This window comes from Streptomyces sp. NBC_00299 (assembly GCF_036173045.1).
GTDB classification, from domain to species: Bacteria; Actinomycetota; Actinomycetes; order Streptomycetales; family Streptomycetaceae; genus Streptomyces; species Streptomyces machairae.
This window is the reverse complement of record NZ_CP108039.1, coordinates 4,743,649-4,760,644: the sequence shown is the minus strand read 5'-3', so window position 1 is coordinate 4,760,644 and position 16,996 is coordinate 4,743,649. Positions and strand designations below refer to the sequence as shown.

Annotated in this window: 15 protein-coding genes; 7 read left to right on the top strand and 8 right to left on the bottom strand. The window is 70.6% G+C overall.

Translation table 11 applies throughout. From position 1 onward, the window contains the following. Positions 1–62 precede the first annotated feature (62 nt). Complete coding sequence (locus OHT51_RS20970) at positions 63–857, top strand: carbon-nitrogen family hydrolase (protein WP_328880466.1); 795 nt, start codon at positions 63–65, stop codon at positions 855–857. A gap of 41 nt (positions 858–898) precedes the next feature. Here the strand turns inward: OHT51_RS20970 and OHT51_RS20965 are convergent, their stop codons facing one another. After that, positions 899–1,399: an LURP-one-related/scramblase family protein gene (locus OHT51_RS20965; protein ID WP_328880465.1), complete on the bottom strand. Its 501-nt coding sequence runs from the start codon at positions 1,397–1,399 to the stop codon at positions 899–901. Next, positions 1,396–2,400, bottom strand: coding sequence for a helix-turn-helix domain-containing protein (locus OHT51_RS20960; protein ID WP_328880464.1), 1,005 nt, complete (start codon positions 2,398–2,400; stop codon positions 1,396–1,398). The genes OHT51_RS20965 and OHT51_RS20960 overlap by 4 nt, the downstream gene beginning before the upstream one ends. Positions 2,401–2,451: 51 nt before the next feature. Between OHT51_RS20960 and OHT51_RS20955 the strand changes: the two genes are divergently transcribed. Both OHT51_RS20955 and OHT51_RS20950 read left to right on the top strand, forming a co-directional pair. Then, a complete protein-coding gene (locus OHT51_RS20955) occupies positions 2,452–2,862 on the top strand; it encodes a cupin domain-containing protein (protein WP_328880463.1) in 411 nt (136 codons plus the stop codon). Positions 2,863–2,891: 29 nt separating this feature from the next. Continuing rightward, the gene (locus OHT51_RS20950) at positions 2,892–4,760 is read left to right on the top strand and encodes an NHL domain-containing thioredoxin family protein (RefSeq protein ID WP_328880462.1); all 1,869 of its coding nucleotides are present in this window, start codon (positions 2,892–2,894) and stop codon (positions 4,758–4,760) included. Here the strand turns inward: OHT51_RS20950 and OHT51_RS20945 are convergent. The 4 genes from OHT51_RS20945 to OHT51_RS20930 all read right to left on the bottom strand — a co-directional run bounded on the left by OHT51_RS20945 (position 4,748) and on the right by OHT51_RS20930 (position 9,317). Further along, positions 4,748–4,996 (bottom strand): DUF6458 family protein, encoded by a 249-nt coding sequence (locus tag OHT51_RS20945; protein ID WP_328880461.1) that lies wholly within the window; start codon positions 4,994–4,996, stop codon positions 4,748–4,750. The genes OHT51_RS20950 and OHT51_RS20945 overlap by 13 nt on opposite strands. Positions 4,997–5,061: 65 nt before the next feature. After that, positions 5,062–6,360, bottom strand: coding sequence for a M18 family aminopeptidase (locus OHT51_RS20940; RefSeq protein ID WP_328880460.1), 1,299 nt, complete (start codon positions 6,358–6,360; stop codon positions 5,062–5,064). A gap of 148 nt (positions 6,361–6,508) precedes the next feature. Next, positions 6,509–8,335 (bottom strand): acyl-CoA dehydrogenase, encoded by a 1,827-nt coding sequence (locus OHT51_RS20935; protein ID WP_328880459.1) that lies wholly within the window; start codon positions 8,333–8,335, stop codon positions 6,509–6,511. A 127-nt stretch (positions 8,336–8,462) separates the two neighbouring features. Continuing rightward, on the bottom strand, positions 8,463–9,317 hold the full coding sequence (locus tag OHT51_RS20930; protein WP_328880458.1) for an intradiol ring-cleavage dioxygenase: 855 nt from the start codon (positions 9,315–9,317) through the stop codon (positions 8,463–8,465). Positions 9,318–9,507: 190 nt separating this feature from the next. Here OHT51_RS20930 and OHT51_RS20925 point away from each other — a divergent pair, with 190 nt between their 5' ends. Then, on the top strand, positions 9,508–9,981 hold the full coding sequence (locus OHT51_RS20925) for an SseB family protein (protein WP_328880457.1): 474 nt from the start codon (positions 9,508–9,510) through the stop codon (positions 9,979–9,981). A 2-nt stretch (positions 9,982–9,983) separates the two neighbouring features. Here OHT51_RS20925 and OHT51_RS20920 read toward each other — a convergent pair whose 3' ends face one another. Continuing rightward, positions 9,984–10,718: a TetR/AcrR family transcriptional regulator gene (locus tag OHT51_RS20920; RefSeq protein WP_328880456.1), complete on the bottom strand. Its 735-nt coding sequence runs from the start codon at positions 10,716–10,718 to the stop codon at positions 9,984–9,986. A gap of 132 nt (positions 10,719–10,850) precedes the next feature. Between OHT51_RS20920 and OHT51_RS20915 the strand changes: the two genes are divergently transcribed. The 3 genes from OHT51_RS20915 to OHT51_RS20905 all read left to right on the top strand — a co-directional run bounded on the left by OHT51_RS20915 (position 10,851) and on the right by OHT51_RS20905 (position 14,833). Beyond that, the gene (locus tag OHT51_RS20915) at positions 10,851–12,404 is read left to right on the top strand and encodes an MFS transporter (protein WP_328880455.1); all 1,554 of its coding nucleotides are present in this window, start codon (positions 10,851–10,853) and stop codon (positions 12,402–12,404) included. 191 nt (positions 12,405–12,595) lie between these two features. Beyond that, on the top strand, positions 12,596–13,576 hold the full coding sequence (locus OHT51_RS20910; protein WP_328880454.1) for a pirin family protein: 981 nt from the start codon (positions 12,596–12,598) through the stop codon (positions 13,574–13,576). Between the two features lie 153 nt (positions 13,577–13,729). Then, the gene (locus OHT51_RS20905; RefSeq protein WP_328880453.1) at positions 13,730–14,833 is read left to right on the top strand and encodes an AI-2E family transporter; all 1,104 of its coding nucleotides are present in this window, start codon (positions 13,730–13,732) and stop codon (positions 14,831–14,833) included. Here OHT51_RS20905 and OHT51_RS20900 read toward each other — a convergent pair. Then, complete coding sequence (locus OHT51_RS20900) at positions 14,758–16,962, bottom strand: ATP-binding SpoIIE family protein phosphatase (RefSeq protein WP_328880452.1); 2,205 nt, start codon at positions 16,960–16,962, stop codon at positions 14,758–14,760. The two genes, OHT51_RS20905 and OHT51_RS20900, sit on opposite strands and share 76 nt — an antisense overlap. Between the last annotated feature and the right edge of the window lie 34 nt (positions 16,963–16,996).

The following is a 16,996-nucleotide window of genomic DNA, read 5'->3' as shown; positions in this document are numbered from 1 at the left end:
GACGATCGTAGGCCCCGCGTGGATGCCCGTGTGGACCGCTCGAATGCCAGGACGGTGGTAGTGTGCGCGCCTCTCTGCTTCAGATCGACGTCAATGAGGGCGAATCGGTCGAATCGCGTCGGCTGAGGGTCGCCTCGCTCGTGCGGGAACAGGCGGGCGCGGATCTGGTCGTCCTGCCCGAGCTGTGGACCACCGGGGCGTTCGCCTACGAGGACTTCGGCAGTGGGGCCGAGCCGCTCGAAGGGCCCACGTACGAGGCGATGGCGAAGGCCGCGAGCGACGCGGGCGTGTGGCTGCACGCGGGCTCGATCCCCGAACGGGACCCTGACGGACCGCTGTACAACACCTCTCTCGTCTTCTCCCCCTCCGGTGATCTGGCCGCCGCATACCGCAAGATCCATCGCTTCGGCTTCGACAAGGGCGAGGCGGTGCTGATGGGCGCGGGCGACGAACTGGTGACGGTCCGGCTGCCCGAGACGACCCTTGGTGTGGCCACGTGCTACGACCTCCGCTTCCCCGAACTCTTCCGCGGCCTCGTCGACGCCGGCGCCGAGACCCTGGTCGTCCCGGCGGGCTGGCCGGAGCGCCGCCGGGCGCACTGGACGCTGCTCGCTCAGGCGCGGGCGGTGGAGAACCAGGCGTTCGTGCTCGCCTGTGGAACGGCCGGGACGCACGCGGGAGTTCCGCAGGCCGGTCACTCGATCGTGGTCGATCCGTGGGGCGAGGTGCTGGCGCAGGCCGGTGCGGGGGAGCAGGTCCTCACGGTGGAGTTCGACCCGGGGAAGGTCGCGGTGACGCGGGATCAGTTCCCGGCGCTCAAGGACCGGATGCTGGGGCTGACGCCGCCGCGTCGCTGACGCCGTACCGTCCCCACTCCTCCCCCCGGGGCCGCCGTCCGTCAGTCGTCGTCCCCTCGCTCCTTCTCCGCCAGGTGGATCACGCACACCGCCACCGCGATCAGCAGCGCCGGATCCGCGTCGTCCCGTACGACGTCCACGCCGTAGGTCTCCCGCACGTGCAGCCACCGGCGGGATACGACGGCCAGCAGTTCGCCGTCGTACTCGACGGCGAACTCGCGGTCGAGGATCTTGCCGCTGACGTCGAGTTCCGTGCTGCCGTCCGCCAGGGACACCCGGTAGTGGTTGCGCAGCAGGGACAGCCGCTTGCGGCGGATCGTGGCGAGCGGTTCACCGGCCCGCTCGATCACCATCGTGTCGCGCAGGGCGAGCATCTTCTGGTGGATGTCGATGAGGACGCGCCCCTGGGTGTCCTTCAGCTCGAAGGTGTCCCGCAGCCGCATCGCCTTGCCGTCGACGAGGAACACCTTGTTGCCCCGGTCGTCCTCGATCCAGTAGTCGTCACCGAAGCCGAGGAGCCGGTCGCGTACGAGGAATCTCATGACACGAGGGGTTCCCCGCCGCCCGGTCCGAAACGCCGTCTGTAGGCCGACGGGCTGAGTCCCGTGTCGCGGCGCACACGCGCGCGTAGGTTCGCCGCGGTGCCGAGCCCGCACCTGGCCGCCACCACGTCGAGCCGCTCCTCCCCGCGCTCGATCAGCCGGCACGCCAGTGCCACCCGCTCCCCCGTCAGCCAGGCCAGCGGGGTCGTCCCCAGCTGCGCCCGGAAACGGCGGTGCAGGGTGGCCGGCGACACCGCCGCCCGCGCCGCCAGGCCCGCCACCGTCAGCGGCTCGCCCAGCCGCTGCTGCGCCCACGCCAGCAGCGGCGCCAGCGACTCGTCCGGCACCTCCGGCACCGGCCGCTCCACGAACTGCTTCTGCCCGCCGTCACGGTGTGCGGCGAACACGAGCCTGCGAGAGACCGCGTTGGCGACTTCGGCGCCATGGTCGCGCCGTACGACATGCAGGCACAGGTCGAGCGCTGCGGCGCTGCCCGCGGCGGTCAGGATGTCGCCCTCGTCGACGAAGAGCACGTCCGGTTCCAGCAGGACCTCGGGGTGCAACGCGCGGAAGGTGTCGGCCCAGCGCCAGTGGGTGGTGGCGCGGCGTCCGTCGAGCAGCCCGGCCTCGGCGAGCGCGAAGCTGCCGGTGCACAGGCTCATGACGCGGGCCCCGCGCGCGTGGGTGCGCCGGATGGCGTCGAGCACGGCGGCGGCGCGCGGCACGACGTTGTCCGGGCGGCCGGGCACGACGAGGGTGTCCGCCGTGTCGACCGCCTCCAGTCCGGGCACGCCGGTCAGCGTGAAGAAGCCGTGGTTCATCCGGACCTCGGGCGTGGGCGTGCACAGCGTCACGTCGTACAGCGGCCCGGCGAGGCCAAGCTCGGGCCGCGGCAGCCCGAACAGCTCGGTGGCGACGCCGACCTCGAAGGGGTTGGTGCCCTCGTCGACGATCACCGCGACGCGGTGCGCCGAGGGCTGCTGAGAGGATCCTTGCGACATATGCGATTCCTAGCACTCGTGCGGCGCGGATGCCACCCGCACGATGAGCGCATGGAACCCATCTCCCAGCCCGTCTCCCAGGCCATCTCCCTGGAAAAGGCCCTCGCCTCCTTCACACAGACCTGGAGCCCCCGGATCGTCACGGCCGTCAATGACTACGACGTCCGCATCGCCAAGGTCGACGGCGAGCACGTCTGGCACGTCCACGACCACACCGACGAGTTCTTCCTGGTCCTGGACGGCGAACTGCACATCGCCCTGCGGGAGCCCCAGGGCGAGCGCACGGTCGTCCTCCCCAAGGGCGCCGTCTTCACGGTCCCGCGCGGCACCGAACACAAGCCGTACGCCCCCGCCCCCACGGCCATCCTCCTCTTCGAACCCACGGGCACCCTGACCGTCGGCGACCACCACGACGAGGTTCCGGACCATGTGGACGCGACGACCGGGCATGCGCTGATCTGACTGTCAGTGGCCGGTGGCACCCTGGGGGCATGAACGACTCCGCACCTCGGCGCGTCCGCGTCCGCGCCCCCGAGCTGGTCGGCGAGGGCGGCTGGCTGAACACGGGCGACCGCTCGTACTCCCTCGTCGACCTGCGCGGACGCATCGTCATCCTGGACTTCTGGACCTTCTGCTGCATCAACTGCCTGCACGTCCTGGACGAGCTCAGAGAGCTGGAGGAGAAGCACCGGGACACGGTGGTCGTCATCGGCGTCCACTCCCCGAAGTTCGTCCACGAGGCCGAGCATCAGGCCGTCGTCGATGCCGTGGAGCGGTACGGCGTCGAGCATCCGGTGCTCGACGACCCCGAGCTGGCGACCTGGAAGCAGTACGCGGTGCGGGCGTGGCCGACGCTCGTCGTGATCGATCCGGAGGGGTACGTCGTCGCGCAGCACGCCGGGGAGGGGCATGTGCATGCGATCGAGCGACTCGTGACCGAGCTGGAGGCCGAGCACGAGGAGAAGGGGACGCTGCGGCGCGGGGACGGCCCGTATGTCGCGCCGGAGCCGGAGCCGACCTCCTTGCGTTTCCCGGGCAAGGCACTGCTGCTGCCGAGCGGGAACTTCCTGGTCAGTGACACCACCCGGCATCAGCTGGTGGAGCTGGGCGCGGACGGGGAGACGGTCGTGCGCCGGATCGGTTCCGGCACGCGCGCCTTCGCCGACGGTCCGGCCCACACGGCGGCCTTCAGCGAGCCGCAGGGTCTCGCCCTCCTCGACGGGACGACGGTCGTCGTCGCCGACACGGTCAACCATGCTCTGCGCCGCCTCGACCTCGCCACCGGAGAGGTCAGCACGCTCGCGGGCACCGGCAGGCAGTGGTGGCAGGGCTCGCCCACGTCCGGTCCCGCGCGCGAGGTGGACCTGTCGTCACCGTGGGACGTGGCCGTCTTCGCCGGGAGGGTGTGGATCGCCATGGCCGGCGTCCACCAGTTGTGGGCGTACGACCCGGCCGACGGCACAGTGTCCGTCACCGCCGGCACGACCAACGAGGGCCTGGTCGACGGTCCCGGCGCCGAGGCCTGGTTCGCCCAGCCGTCCGGCCTCGCCGTATCCCTCGACGGGCAGCGTCTCTGGCTCGCCGACTCCGAGACGAGCGCCCTGCGCCGGGTCGAGCTCGACGGCACCGTCCACACCGCCGTGGGCACCGGCCTGTTCGACTTCGGGCACCGCGACGGTGCAGCGGAACAGGCCCTGTTGCAGCACCCGTTGGGCGTGACCGCTCTGCCCGACGGCTCGGTCGCGATCAGCGACACCTACAACCACGCCCTGCGCCGCTACGACCCCGCGAGCGGCGAGGTCACCACCCTGGCCACGGATCTGCGGGAGCCGTCGGACGCGGTGCTCGTCGGGGACGACATCGTGGTGGTGGAGTCGGCCCGGCACCGGCTGACCCGGCTGCGCCTGCCGGAGGAGGCCGTGCGCGTGGATGCGGTCGCCCACCGCACCCGGCGCGCCGCCACCGAAGTCGCCCCCGGCAGGCTTCAGTTGGACGTGATCTTCCAGGCGCCGGCAGGTCAGAAGCTCGACACCCGGTACGGCCCGTCGACGCGGCTCCTGGTCTCCGCCACCCCGCCCGAGCTGCTGCTCTCGGGTGAGGGTGCGGACACCGATCTCGCCCGCACCCTCCACCTCAACCCCGAGATCGCCGAGGGCGTCCTGCACGTCTCGGCGATGGCGGCGTCCTGCGACACAGCATCCGACAGCGGCTCCACCGCGGGTTTCGCCAACGAATACCCCGCCTGCCACGTCCACCAGCAGGACTGGGGTGTGCCGGTCCGCGTGACCGGGACCGGCGCGGACCGGCTCCCGTTGGTGCTCGCCGGGATGGACAGCGGGGCGGAGTCTCAGACGCCGTAACCGTCGCTGTAGCCGTCCCTCCGATGCTGGGGCTCCTGGCCGACGACCGGTGTCGTCGGCGGTACCACCACGCGCTTGCGCCGGGCGATGCTGCTGAACGTCGTGACGCCGATGAGCCCCACGATCATGAGGATGATCCCGACCAGGTCGAGATTGACCCCCTCCATCTCCCAGTCCGTTGCAAACGTGAGGATGGCTCCTGCGGCGATGAGGATGATGCACCCGCCGAGGCCCATGAGTTGTCGCCTCCCTGTCCGGTCCGGTGGTTCCGGTCGGAGGCGGGTACCCCACCGCCCGGGAACTACCCCTCCAGGAACGCCACCAACGAGTTCGCCAGCAGCCACGGGTCTTCCGCGCCGCACAACTCCCGCGCGCTGTGCATGGAGAGGATCGCCACGCCGATGTCGACGGTCTTGATGCCGTGCCGGGCCGCGGTGATCGGGCCGATCGTCGTGCCGCAGGGCATGGAGTTGTTGGAGACGAAGGACTGGAAGGGCACGTCGGCCTTCTCGCAGGCCGCCGCCCACACCGCCCGGCCCGAACCGTCGGTCGCGTAGCGGTTGTTGACGTTGACCTTCAGGATCGGCCCGCCGTTGACGCGCGGGTGGTGCGTCGGGTCGTGGCGCTCCGCGTAGTTGGGGTGGACCGCGTGGCCCGTGTCGGAGGACAGACAGACCGTGCCGGCGAAGGCCCGCGCCCGGTCCTCGTACGACCCTCCGCGCGCGAACACCGAGCGCTCCAGGACGCCGCCCAGCAGCGGCCCGTCGGCACCCGTGTCGCTCTGCGAGCCGTTCTCCTCGTGGTCGAAGGCGGCCAGCACCGGGATGTACGGCAGTGCGGCGCCCGAGCCGGCCACCGCGGCCAGCGCCGCAGTTCCGGCGTGGACCGAGAGCAGGTTGTCCATGCGCGGGCCCGCGACGAGTTCCTTGTCCCGGCCCAGGTAGGCCGGCGGCTCCACGGAGTGCACCATCAGGTCCCAGCCGGCGACCTCGCCCGCCGCGAGCCCGGCCGTCTCCTCCAGGAAGGCGATCAGATCGCCGTCGCGCACATCGCTGCCGAGGCCCCAAATGGGCTGCAGATGCCGCTGCTTGTCGAGCTTGAGCCCCTCCGCCGACACGGAACGGTCGAGGTGGATGGCGAGTTGGGGGACGCGCAGCAGCGGCCGGTCCACGTTCACCAGCCGTGTCGTACCGTCCCGCAGCGTCAGCCGGCCCGCGATGCCCAGGTCGCGGTCGAGCCAGGAGTTGAGGAGCGGTCCGCCGTAGATCTCCACGGCCACCTGCCGCCAGCCGTGTGCACCGGTGTCGGGCAGCGGCTTCACGCGCAGGTTGGGGGAGTCCGTGTGCGCGCCGACGATCCGGTACGGCGTGTGGGGCGCCGTGCCCTCGGGGACGTACCAGGCCACGATCGCGCCACCACGCAGCACGTACTTGCCGCCGCTCGTTCCGTCCCAGGCGTCCGTCTCCGAGACCTGCCTGAATCCGGCCTTTTCCAGCCGTTCGGCGGTGTTCGCCACGGCGTGGTACGGCGTCGGGCTCGCCGCCAGGAAGGACATGAGGTCGTCGGTGTGGCCGCGGTCGAAGCGGGGGGGTTCGCTCATGGGTTCACCTTAACGACGTACGAGGGCCCGCTCCCGGTGAAGGGGAGCGGGCCCTCGTAAGGGCGATGTGGAATGTCCGTGAGTGACTGGAACAGGTGGCTTGAAAGGGGCGGTGGCGGCGCCCCTGCGCCGACTGGAAGGGGGCCGACTAGAAGGCGGCCTCGTCCAGTTCCATCAGGTCCAGCTCGACGCCCTCGGCGAGCTTGCGCGCGCCGGTGACGCCCGGCAGGACGTTGGCCGCGAAGAACTTCGCCGCCGCGATCTTGCCGGTGTAGAAGGCCTTGTCCTTGGCGGAGGCCGTCTCCAGCTTCTCGGCGGCGACCGTGGCGCCCTTGAGCAGCAGGTAGCCGACGACCACGTCACCGGAGGCCAGCAGCAGGCGGGTGGTGTTCAGGCCCACCTTGTAGATGTTCTTGACGTCCTGCTCGGTGGCCGCGAGGTCGGTCAGCATCAGACCGACGATCGCCTCCAGCTCGACGGCGGCCTTCGCGAGGTGCTCGCGGGCGCCGGCCAGCTCCTCGCCGCCCTCACCGAGCGCCAGGAACTTCTTGATGTCCTCGGCGAGCGAGTTCAGCGCGGCGCCCTGGTTGCGGACGATCTTCCGGAAGAAGTAGTCCTGGCCCTGGATCGCCGTCGTGCCCTCGTACAGGGTGTCGATCTTGGCGTCGCGGATGTACTGCTCGATCGGGTACTCCTGGAGGAACCCGGAGCCGCCGAAGGTCTGCAGCGACTGGGCGAGCTGCTCGTAGCCCTTCTCGGAGCCGTAGCCCTTCACGATCGGCAGGAGCAGGTCGTTCAGGGCCTCCAGCGTGGAGGCGTCCTCGCCGGCGGCCTCCTTGACCTGGATCTCGTCCTGGATGGACGCCGTGTAGAGCACCAGCGCGCGCATGCCCTCCGCGTACGCCTTCTGCGTCATCAGCGAGCGGCGGACGTCGGGGTGGTGAGTGATGGTGACCTTGGGCGCGGTCTTGTCCATGAAGTTCGCCAGGTCCGGGCCCTGGACGCGCTCCTTGGCGTACTCAAGCGCGTTCAGGTAGCCCGTCGACAGCGTGGAGATCGCCTTCGTGCCGACCATCATGCGGGCGAACTCGATGATGCGGAACATCTGGCGGATGCCGTCGTGCTTGTCGCCGATCAGCCAGCCCTTGGCGGGGTGCTGGTCGCCGAAGGTCATCTCGCAGGTGTTGGAGGCCTTCAGACCCATCTTGTGCTCGACGTTCGTGGCGTAGACGCCGTTGCGCTCGCCCAGCTCGCCGGTCTCGAAGTCGAACAGGTACTTCGGGACGAGGAAGAGCGACAGGCCCTTGGTGCCGGGGCCGTGGCCCTCGGGGCGGGCGAGGACGTAGTGGAGGATGTTCTCCTCCATGTCGTGCTCACCGGACGTGATGAAACGCTTCACGCCCTCGATGTGCCAGGAGCCGTCCTCCTGCTGGACCGCCTTGGCGCGGCCGGCGCCCACGTCCGAGCCGGCGTCCGGCTCGGTGAGGACCATGGTGGAGCCCCAGGTCTTGTCGACGGCGATCTGGGCGATCTTCTTCTGGACCTCGTTGCCCTCCTCGTAGAGGATGCCGGCGAACGCCGGGCCGGAGGAGTACATCCACACGGCCGGGTTCGAGCCGAGCAGCAGCTCCGCGTACGCCCAGATCAGGGAGCGCGGGGAGGTGGTGCCACCGATGGCCTCGGGCAGGCCCAGACGCCAGTACTCGGAGTCCATGAAGGCCTTGTAGCTCTTCTTGAAGGACGCCGGGACGGGCGCGGTGTTCGTCTCGGGGTCGAAGACCGGCGGGTTGCGGTCGGCGTCGGCGAAGGACTCCGCCAGCTCGTTCTCCGCGAGCCGGGTCAGCTCCTCGAGGATGCTCTTCGCGGTCTCGACGTCCATCTCCTCGAACGGACCCGTGCCGTACAGCTTGTCGCGTCCGAGTACCTCGAAGAGGTTGAACTCGATGTCGCGGAGGTTCGACTTGTAGTGCCCCATGGTCACGGCTCCGTAGAGGGTCGGCGAGGCACTTGGTTCCTCGCGCTAGTTCACGTACCAACAAGTAGCTACGATGATGCTACCCGTCAGTAATAAGACGCAACCCCGATCCGCAATCTGTGACAGGTCACACCGGAACCGTCAGTGTCGCCGTGTAACCCTCCGCCGTGCTGCCCGTCATCACGGCCAGCTGCCGGCCGTAACCGTCGCTGAAGATGCCGTCCGTCTCCAGGGAGAGGCTGCTGAGGTTGCGCACGCTCTCGTCGTAGCCGTCCGTGGCGTAGACCGTGTCGCAGACGTCCTTCGGGAAGGCGAGCTGCGAGGTGCTGGTGATGGACGTGGCCGCCGTGGCGTCCGCCAGGCTGCCGTAGACCTCGAAGTGGATGTGCGGCCAGCGGCCCGCGTAACAGCCGGGGAAGATGCTCCGGAAGGTGACCTGGCCCGAGCCGTCGGCCTCCTGGACGCCGCGCAGCCAGTTCTCGTCGGTGACGCCCTCGGAGTACAGCGAGTAGTCGCCCGCCCGGTCGCAGTGCCAGATGTAGACCGCGGCGCCCTTCTTCGGCGTCCCGCAGCCGGAGGCGGCGTCGACCACCGTGAGAGTGACGGTCAGGGGCACGCCCTCGGCGGTGCCGCCCGCGGAGTCGCCGAAGCTGCTGGTGATGTCGCTGCGGACGACACCGCTCTCCTTGAGTACGTTCACGCCGTTCGAGCCGTCGCCGGGGAAGGGCCCGGCGGTCTCGTCCGGGATGGTCGCGCACTCGGCGGACGACGCGGACGACGACGCGGAGCCCTTGGCGGAGGAGGCCGAGGACGACGCCGGAGTCCCGTCCTGCGAGGTGCAGCCCACCAGCGGGACCAGGCTCGCGCCCGCCATCAGCCGGATCATGCGCCGGCGGGCGAGGACGGGAAGGTCGTACGAGAGCCCTCTGTCGTGCTCGTGGACTCCGCCGTCGTGGACCTCGTCGGCGTGGTGTCGGCCCATGGCTGTCCCCTCGCTGGTGCGGTGCCGTTCAGGCACCCCTGCCGATACTCCCGATACGACAGACGCTAGTGAGGGACGGCTGTCGGAAAGCAGTAAGGCGGCTGTCAACTCGCTGTCGGTTTTGCCCGAGCCGTCGAAGCGGCCCCGGTACCGGCCCGCTCTCCCCACCGCTCTCGGTACGCTTGCGTCCATGTACGGCTACGACCAGAACGTCGGCGCTCAGCAGCAGTACGCCTCGCCGCAGCAGCCCATGGCCGGCGGCGTCGGCGGCTATGGCCAGCAGCCACCCCTGTACCCCGAGCCGTCACCGCCCTCGCTCGCGGACGCGGTGCGGGCCTTCACCACCGGGCAGATGTCCGCCGAGGACTTCCAGCAGGTCTTCGCGACGTCGAAGGTCTACTGCCCGCGCGGCGACAACCCGGGCTTCCTCGCCCTGCACAACACCCAGCAGCCGGTGATCCCGATGTTCACCTCGCTGAAGGAGCTGCGCCGGTACGCGGGCAAGGAGTCCAAGTACTTCGTCATCACCGGCGCCGAGGTGATCGACCTGCTGCCGACCGGCTACGGCTGCGTCCTCGACATGGAGGGCGAACACCGCATGGTCTTCGACGCGAAGGCCGTGGAGCAGATGGTCGAGTTCGCGATGCGGCGCATGTACGGCTGACCTCAGCGGTTGAGGCGTAGCGCCAGGCCGTCGAGGACCACTTCCAGGCCGTAGGCGAACTTCTCGTCGCGCAGGGCCACCGGGTCCGTGGTCGCGGTGAGGGCCTCCGCGTACCCCTCGGCGAGGTGCTCGTGGGCCGCGGCCGCCTGTTGGGCGGCGGGCATCAGGCGGGCGATGAAATCGGCCTCGGACTCACCGGAGCGGGCGACCGTGGTGAGCCAGGCGGCCTCCGTGGTGCTCATGCCGATCACGTACGACAGCAGCGTGTCGATCGCCCCGGACGGCTTCGCGAATCCGGCGGCCGTGAACAGGGCCGCCAGCCGCTCGGAGAACGCCATGAGGTTCGGGCCGAGATAGGCGAGGCCCGCCTGTCCGAGCACCGACGACAGCCACGGGTGCCGCAGAGCCGTCGAGCGGAACGCACCCGCGGCCTCGCCGGCCGCCGCGCGCCAGTCGGGGCTGTCCGCGGGCGGTACGTGGATCTCGGCGGCGACCTCGTCGACGGCCAGCTCCATCAGCTCGTCCTTGGTGGCGACGTGCCGGTAGAGGGAGGCGGCTCCGGCGTTCAGCCGGGTCGCGAGCTTGCGCATGCTCAGCGCCTCGACGCCCTCCGCGTCCAGCATGGCGATCGCCTCGCGCACGATCGTGGCGCGGCTGAGCGCCGGCTGGTCGGACTCGCGCTGGGGGCGGGCCCAGACGGAGGGGATGGGGCTCTGCTTCGTCGTCCTGGCGGCCATCGGCACTCCTTCGCATCCCTGCGTACATCGTTCGCATCGAGCGTACAGGAATCGATGGTTGCGAACACTGTTCCGCTGTGCGTACAGTGTTCGCATCGAAGGAACGGTGTTCACGAAGCCGGGGAGAGCGTCATGGAGGGGAACGTCATGGACGTCAAGGGAACGCGTGATCCACGCCGGTGGTGGATCCTGATCGTGCTCTGCCTGAGCACGCTCGTGCTGGTCGTCGACAGCATGGCGCTGACCGTCGCGGTGCCCGTGATGACCGGGGACATCGGGGCGAGCGCCCAGGACACCCAGTGGATCCTGGACTCCTACATCCTGGTCTTCGCCGGCCTCCTGCTCACCTCCGGCAGCCTGGGCGACCGGTTCGGACGCCGGAAGGTGATGCTGATCGGGCTCCTGCTCTTCGGGGCGGCCTCACTGGCCGCGACCTGGTGCACCAGCCCCGGCGAGGTGATCGCCGCACGCGTCGCGATGGGTGTCGGCGGGGCCCTGATCATGCCGTCCACCCTGTCGATCCTCATCACCGTCTTCGACGAGGAGGAGCGCGGCAAGGCGATGGCGGCCTGGAGCTCGGTGTCCATGCTCGGCCTGGTCGGCAGCCCGGTGCTGGGCGGCGTCCTGATCGACCACTTCTCCTGGCAGTCGATCTTCTTCATCAACGTGCCGATCGTGGCGCTCGCGATCGTCGCCGCCCTGGCGCTGATGCCGGAATCCAGGGCGCCCTGGCAGAAGGCGGACCCGCTGGGTGCGGTGCTGTCGGCGGTCGGGATGACGGCCCTGGTCTGGTGGATCATCGAGCTCCCGCAGCACGGTGCGCTGGGCGGGCGTTCCACGGTCACCCTGGTGGTGGCGGTCGCCTCCCTGGCCGGCTTCGTGGTCTGGGAGAACGTCACCAAGTCGCCGATGGTCCCGCTGGTCCTGTTCAAGCACCGCAACTTCAGCGGCGGTTCGCTCTCGCTGGCGCTCGTGCAGATCGGCAACGGCGGTCTGCTGCTGGTCCTCACCCAGTACCTGCAGTTCGTGCTCGGCTACTCGCCCCTCAAGGCGGGCCTCGCCTTCCTGCCGCTGGCGATCACCGCGCTGCTCGGCAACGGCGTGGGCGTCAAGCTCGCCGCGAAGTACGGCAACCGGTGGGTGATCCTCGCGGGGATGCTGGTGATGGTGGCCTGCTTCGCCCTCATGGCCACGGTCTCGGCGGACTCCGGTTTCACGGTCCCGGCGGTGGCGCTCGGTCTGCTCGGCCTCGGCGCCGGCCTCGCGATGCCGGCCGCGGTCGGCGCGCTGATGGGCACCATCCCCGAGGACAAGGCGGGCGTCGGCTCGGCCCTGAACGACACCATCCAGCAGGCCGGCACCGCACTCGGCATCGCGATCCTGGGCTCGTTGCTGTCGAGCGGCTTCGCGGACCGGATGCCCGAGGGGGTGCCGGAGGAGGCGCAGCACTCGATCGCCGGGGCGGTGGCCGGGGGTGACGCCGGTCTGGTCGCGGCGGCCCGCGAGGCCTTCACCGCCTCGATGTCCACCACCTTCACGGTCAGCGCGATCGGTGTCCTGGCGGCGGCGCTGCTGGCGACGCTGGTGATGCGGGACGACCGGCAGAAGCCGGACGCCGCGGACGGCACGGCCGGGACGGACCAGTCGGACCTCGCGGCCGGCCAGCGGCTCGAACCGGTCGTCTGACCTCCAAGTCCGCGCTCTTCCTGGCACACTGAGCCGCTCCCGCAAGACCGGGTCCTTGTGATGAAGGCCGGCGCCCCCTCCGGGTGTCGGCCTTCGGCCATGCCCGGAGGGAATGCCCTCCGGGTTCTTCCCGTTAGGGGTAGCAAGAAGTTCAATGCTCAACTAAAGTGGACGCACAAGGAGGTACCGACATGCCTGCAGTGACCGTCGAGAACCCGCTGACGCTGCCGCGCGTCGCCGCGCCCGCGGACGCCGTGGCCCGTCCCGTGCTGACCGTCACGACCGCGCCGAGCGGTTTCGAGGGTGAGGGCTTCCCGGTGCGCCGTGCGTTCGCCGGGATCAACTACCGCCACCTGGACCCGTTCATCATGATGGACCAGATGGGCGAGGTGGAGTACGCGCCGGGCGAGCCCAAGGGCACCCCCTGGCACCCGCACCGCGGCTTCGAGACCGTCACGTACATCATCGACGGGATCTTCGACCACCAGGACAGCAACGGCGGCGGTGGCACCATCACCAACGGCGACACCCAGTGGATGACGGCAGGCAGCGGCCTCCTCCACATCGAGGCCCCGCCGGAGTCCCTCGTCATGTCCGGCGGCCTCTTCCACGGCCTGCAGCTGTGGGTGAACCTACCGGCCAAGGACAAGATGATGGCCCCGCGCTACCAGGACATCCGCGGCGGCAACGTCCAGCTGCTCACCACCCCCGACGGCGGCGCGCTGCTGCGCGTCATCGCGGGCGAGCTGGACGGCCACCAGGGTCCCGGTGCCACCCACACCCCGATCACGATGATCCACGCGACGCTGGCTCCGGGCGCGGAGATCACCCTGCCGTGGCGGGAGGACTTCAACGGCCTCGCGTACGTCCTCGCGGGCCGAGGCAGCGTGGGTGCCGAGCGCCGCCCGATCCAGCTGGGCCAGACGGCGGTCTTCGGCGACGGCGGTTCCCTGACCGTCCGCGCCGACGAGAAGCAGGACTCCCACACCCCGGACCTGGAGGTCGTCCTCCTCGGCGGACAGCCGATCCGGGAGCCGATGGCCCACTACGGCCCGTTCGTCATGAACACCCGTGACGAACTCCAGCAGGCCTTCGACGACTTCCAGAAGGGCCGGCTCGGCACGATCCCGGCCGTGCACGGGATGAGCGCGGACGGCCCGTCCAAGGGCTGACCCGCCTGATCCGCACGCCACACGCCTGACCCGCCGACACGAGAAGGCCCGCGTTCGCGCCCCCTGGCGCGGCTGCGGGCCTTCCGTCGTCCCGTCACCCACCCGGTCCGCCCGCGCACGACAGCATCGCCCCGTGCATGATCCGCTGGAACCGTGCAGGCCCCCACCCCGCTGCTCCCCGATCCCGTCCGGCGGCTCGCCGCCTGGTGCGTCGTCGTGTTGCTGGTCGCCGGGGTCGTCTACGTCGGGATCCGGCTGGCCGTGGAGTTCAGTACGGCCGTGGTGCCCGTCCTCCTCGCCATGCTCGGGACGGCGCTGCTCGGGCCGCTGCACCGGCGGCTGGTGAAGGCCAAGGTGAACCGGTCGGTGGCCGCCGCGCTCACCTGTGTCGCCGTGGTGGCCGTCGTGGGCGGGACCGTCTACATCGTCGCCGCCGCGATCGTCGACAGCGGGGACCAGATCGTCGCCTCGCTCAAGCAGGCGGGCCAGGACCTGGCCGAGCACTTCGGGGCCGCCGGAACCTCGCTGGATGACGTCGCCACCAACTCCAAGGAGCTGCTCACCAAGTTCGGCGGGACGGCCGCCTCCGGGGTCATCAGCGGGGTCAGTGTCGTGGGCGAGACCATCGCCATCGCCGTGCTCGCGCTGCTGCTCGTCTTCTTCTTCCTGCGGGACTCCGACCGGGCCGTCGATGCCGTGCGGTCCGTGGTGCCCCGTAACAGCGGGGACCTCGTGGAGGCCATGGCCAGGCGCGCCTTCCGGGCGGTGGAGGGGTTCATGCGGGGGACCACCTTCATCGCCTTCATCGATGCCGTCTGCATCACCGTCGGACTGTTGATCCTCGACGTGCCGGGTGCGGTCGGGCTCGGTGCGCTCGTCTTCATCGGGGCCTACATCCCCTATCTCGGCGCCTTCATCTCAGGAGCAGTCGCCGTGCTGGTCGCGTTGGCCGACAGGGGTTTCGTCATCGCGCTGTGGGTGACGGGCATCGTGCTCGCCGTGCAGCAGCTGGAGGGGCATGTGCTGACGCCGGTGATCCAGAGCCGGACCGTCCAGATGCACCCGGCCGTCGTCATGGTGACGATCACCGCGGGGGCCTCCGTGGCCGGCATCCTCGGCATGCTGCTCGCCGTACCGCTCACCGCAGCCGCCACCGCGGTCGTACACGAACTCAGGGAGCGCTACGGCGACTCGGAGCCCTCGGAGCCGTCCGCGCCCCCTGGCCCGCCCACGCCTCCGGCCCCCTCGGACTCGTAGAACTCGAACCAGATGCTCTTGCCCTCGCCCCGCGGGTCCACGCCCCAGGCGTGCGCCAGCAGCTCGATCAGCATCAGGCCCCGCCCGGACGACGCCAGTTCCCCGGGGCGGCGCATGTGCGGCAGGTCGTCGCTGGTGTCCGTCACCTCGACGCGCATGCGGCGGTCCCCCTGCTCGCCCCGCACCTCGGCCAGCAGCAGGGCGTCGGCGTCGGTGTGCACGAGGACGTTCGTCAGCGTCTCGGAGAGCAACAGGACAGCCGAGTCGACCTGGTCGTCGCAGGCCCAGTCGTGCAGCAGCTCCCGCAGCTGCTGGCGGGCCACCGCGACCCGCTCCGGCTCGGCCTGCGCCACCGACAGCATGGTGCGCCGGACCGTCGGCCGCACGGCCACCGGGTCACCGCCGCCGCACCCCTCCCCCTGCCGGCACAGCAGCAGTAGCGCTATGTCGTCCTCGCGCCGGTCGGCGAGCGGGCCGGTGGTGTGGTGGGAGGACGGGCCGTGGACGGCCTGGACGAGGGCGTCGGCGAGTGCCTCCAGGTCGCCGTCGTGCTCCTCAAGGATCGCGCGGATGCGCTTCCAGCCGGTCTCCAGGTCGTGGCCGCCGGTCTCGATCAGGCCGTCCGTGCAGATCAGCATGGTCTCGCCGGGTTCCAGGGTGATCCTGGTCGTCGGATAGTCGGCGTCCGGGTCGATGCCGAGCGGGAGGCCGCCGGCCGTCGGGCGGGCGAGCACCGTGCCGTCAATCATGCGGATCGCCGGGTCCGGGTGGCCGGCGCGGGCGATGTCCAGCAGCCCGGTCGCGGGGTCGACCTCGACGTACAGGCAGGTCGCGAAGCGCAGGTCGGTCGGGTCCTCGTCGAGCGAGCCGAACGTCATCCCGTGCAGGAAGCGCGAGGCGCGGGAGAGGACGGCGTCGGGGCGATGGCCCTCGGAGGCGTAGGCGCGCAGCGCGATCCGCAGCTGGCCCATCAGGCCCGCGGCCCGTACGTCATGGCCCTGGACGTCACCGATGACGAGGGCGAAGCGGCCTCCCCCAGACTTCGTCCGGGAGGTGCCCCCAGGCAGCGGGATCATGTCGTACCAGTCGCCGCCGACCTGAAGCCCGCCGCCGGTCGGGACATAGCGTGCCGCCACGCTCATGCCCGGTATCTCGGGGCCCAGCTGAGGGAGCATCGAGCGCTGGAGGCCGTCCGTCAGCTCCCGCGCGGACTCGGCGGCCTCGGCGCGCGAGAGAGCCTGGGCGAGCATGCGGGCCACCGTCGTCAGCACGGACCGCTCGTCGGGCGTGAACGCGACCGGATAGGTGAACGCAGCCATCCAGGCGCCCATCGTGCGGCCCGCCACGGTCAGCGGCAGGAACGCCCAGGACTGCCGGTTGAAGTGCGCGGCCAGCGGCCAGGTGACCGGGTAGCGGTCCTTGTACCGCTCGGGTGAGGAGAGATAGACGGCACGGCCGGTGCGGACGACCTCGGCGGCCGGGTAGTCCGTCTCCAGGGCCATGTGTGTGAAGGGGCTCTCGTCGCCGGGCTGGTGGCCGTGATGGCCGATGATCGTCAGGCGATCGCCCGTCACGCCGAACACCGCGAGGCCGTCCGGTGAGAAGCCCGGCATCGACAGGCCCGCCGCGACCCGCAGCACCTCCGCCGTCGACCGTGCCTCGGCCAGCGCCCGGCCCGCGTCCAGCAGGAACGCCTCCCGGGAGCGCCGCCAGTCGCCGGTGACCGCCGTACGCCCGGCCGAGGTGCCCGGCACCGGTTCGGTGACCTCCTGGAGGGAGCCCGTCACCTCGTACGACTTCTTCTCGCGGTCGAAGGACGCGTGGAAGCGGCTGCGGCCGAGCCGGATCACCCGGCCCCGCTCGTCCATGATCCGCACCCGCGCCTCACCGAGCGTGCCCTCGGCCACGGAGAGCTGGATCACCCCGCTGATCTCGTTCCAGTCGACCGGGTGCAGGCGGGCGCGTACCTGGGCCTGGCTGAGGGTGGCCTGTTCGGCGGGCAGCCCGAGCAGCCGTGCCGCCTCCGCGTCGACCGTGACCAGTCCCGTGGCGGTGTTCCAGTGCCACAGTCCGGTCGCGAGGGCGGCGAGAACCTCCCCCACGGCGGGCAGGGGCTCACCAGTGCGCATTGCCCCACTCTAAGAAGAGGTGATCCCACACTGC

Excerpts from the sequence above, each read along its gene's own strand:
- OHT51_RS20920 (WP_328880456.1), bottom strand. The coding sequence starts at position 10,718 with ATGGCCGCCAGGACGACGAAGCAGAGCCCCATCCCCTCCGTCTGGGCC.
- OHT51_RS20935 (WP_328880459.1), bottom strand. The coding sequence starts at position 8,335 with ATGGGGCACTACAAGTCGAACCTCCGCGACATCGAGTTCAACCTCTTC.
- OHT51_RS20945 (WP_328880461.1), bottom strand. The coding sequence starts at position 4,996 with ATGGGCCTCGGCGGGTGCATCATCCTCATCGCCGCAGGAGCCATCCTC.
- OHT51_RS20960 (WP_328880464.1), bottom strand. The coding sequence starts at position 2,400 with ATGTCGCAAGGATCCTCTCAGCAGCCCTCGGCGCACCGCGTCGCGGTG.
- OHT51_RS20900 (WP_328880452.1), bottom strand. The coding sequence starts at position 16,962 with ATGCGCACTGGTGAGCCCCTGCCCGCCGTGGGGGAGGTTCTCGCCGCC.
- OHT51_RS20965 (WP_328880465.1), bottom strand. The coding sequence starts at position 1,399 with ATGAGATTCCTCGTACGCGACCGGCTCCTCGGCTTCGGTGACGACTAC.
- OHT51_RS20925 (WP_328880457.1), top strand. The coding sequence starts at position 9,508 with ATGTACGGCTACGACCAGAACGTCGGCGCTCAGCAGCAGTACGCCTCG.
- OHT51_RS20930 (WP_328880458.1), bottom strand. The coding sequence starts at position 9,317 with ATGGGCCGACACCACGCCGACGAGGTCCACGACGGCGGAGTCCACGAG.
- OHT51_RS20915 (WP_328880455.1), top strand. The coding sequence starts at position 10,851 with ATGGAGGGGAACGTCATGGACGTCAAGGGAACGCGTGATCCACGCCGG.
- OHT51_RS20910 (WP_328880454.1), top strand. The coding sequence starts at position 12,596 with ATGCCTGCAGTGACCGTCGAGAACCCGCTGACGCTGCCGCGCGTCGCC.
- OHT51_RS20955 (WP_328880463.1), top strand. The coding sequence starts at position 2,452 with ATGGAACCCATCTCCCAGCCCGTCTCCCAGGCCATCTCCCTGGAAAAG.
- OHT51_RS20950 (WP_328880462.1), top strand. The coding sequence starts at position 2,892 with ATGAACGACTCCGCACCTCGGCGCGTCCGCGTCCGCGCCCCCGAGCTG.
- OHT51_RS20940 (WP_328880460.1), bottom strand. The coding sequence starts at position 6,360 with ATGAGCGAACCCCCCCGCTTCGACCGCGGCCACACCGACGACCTCATG.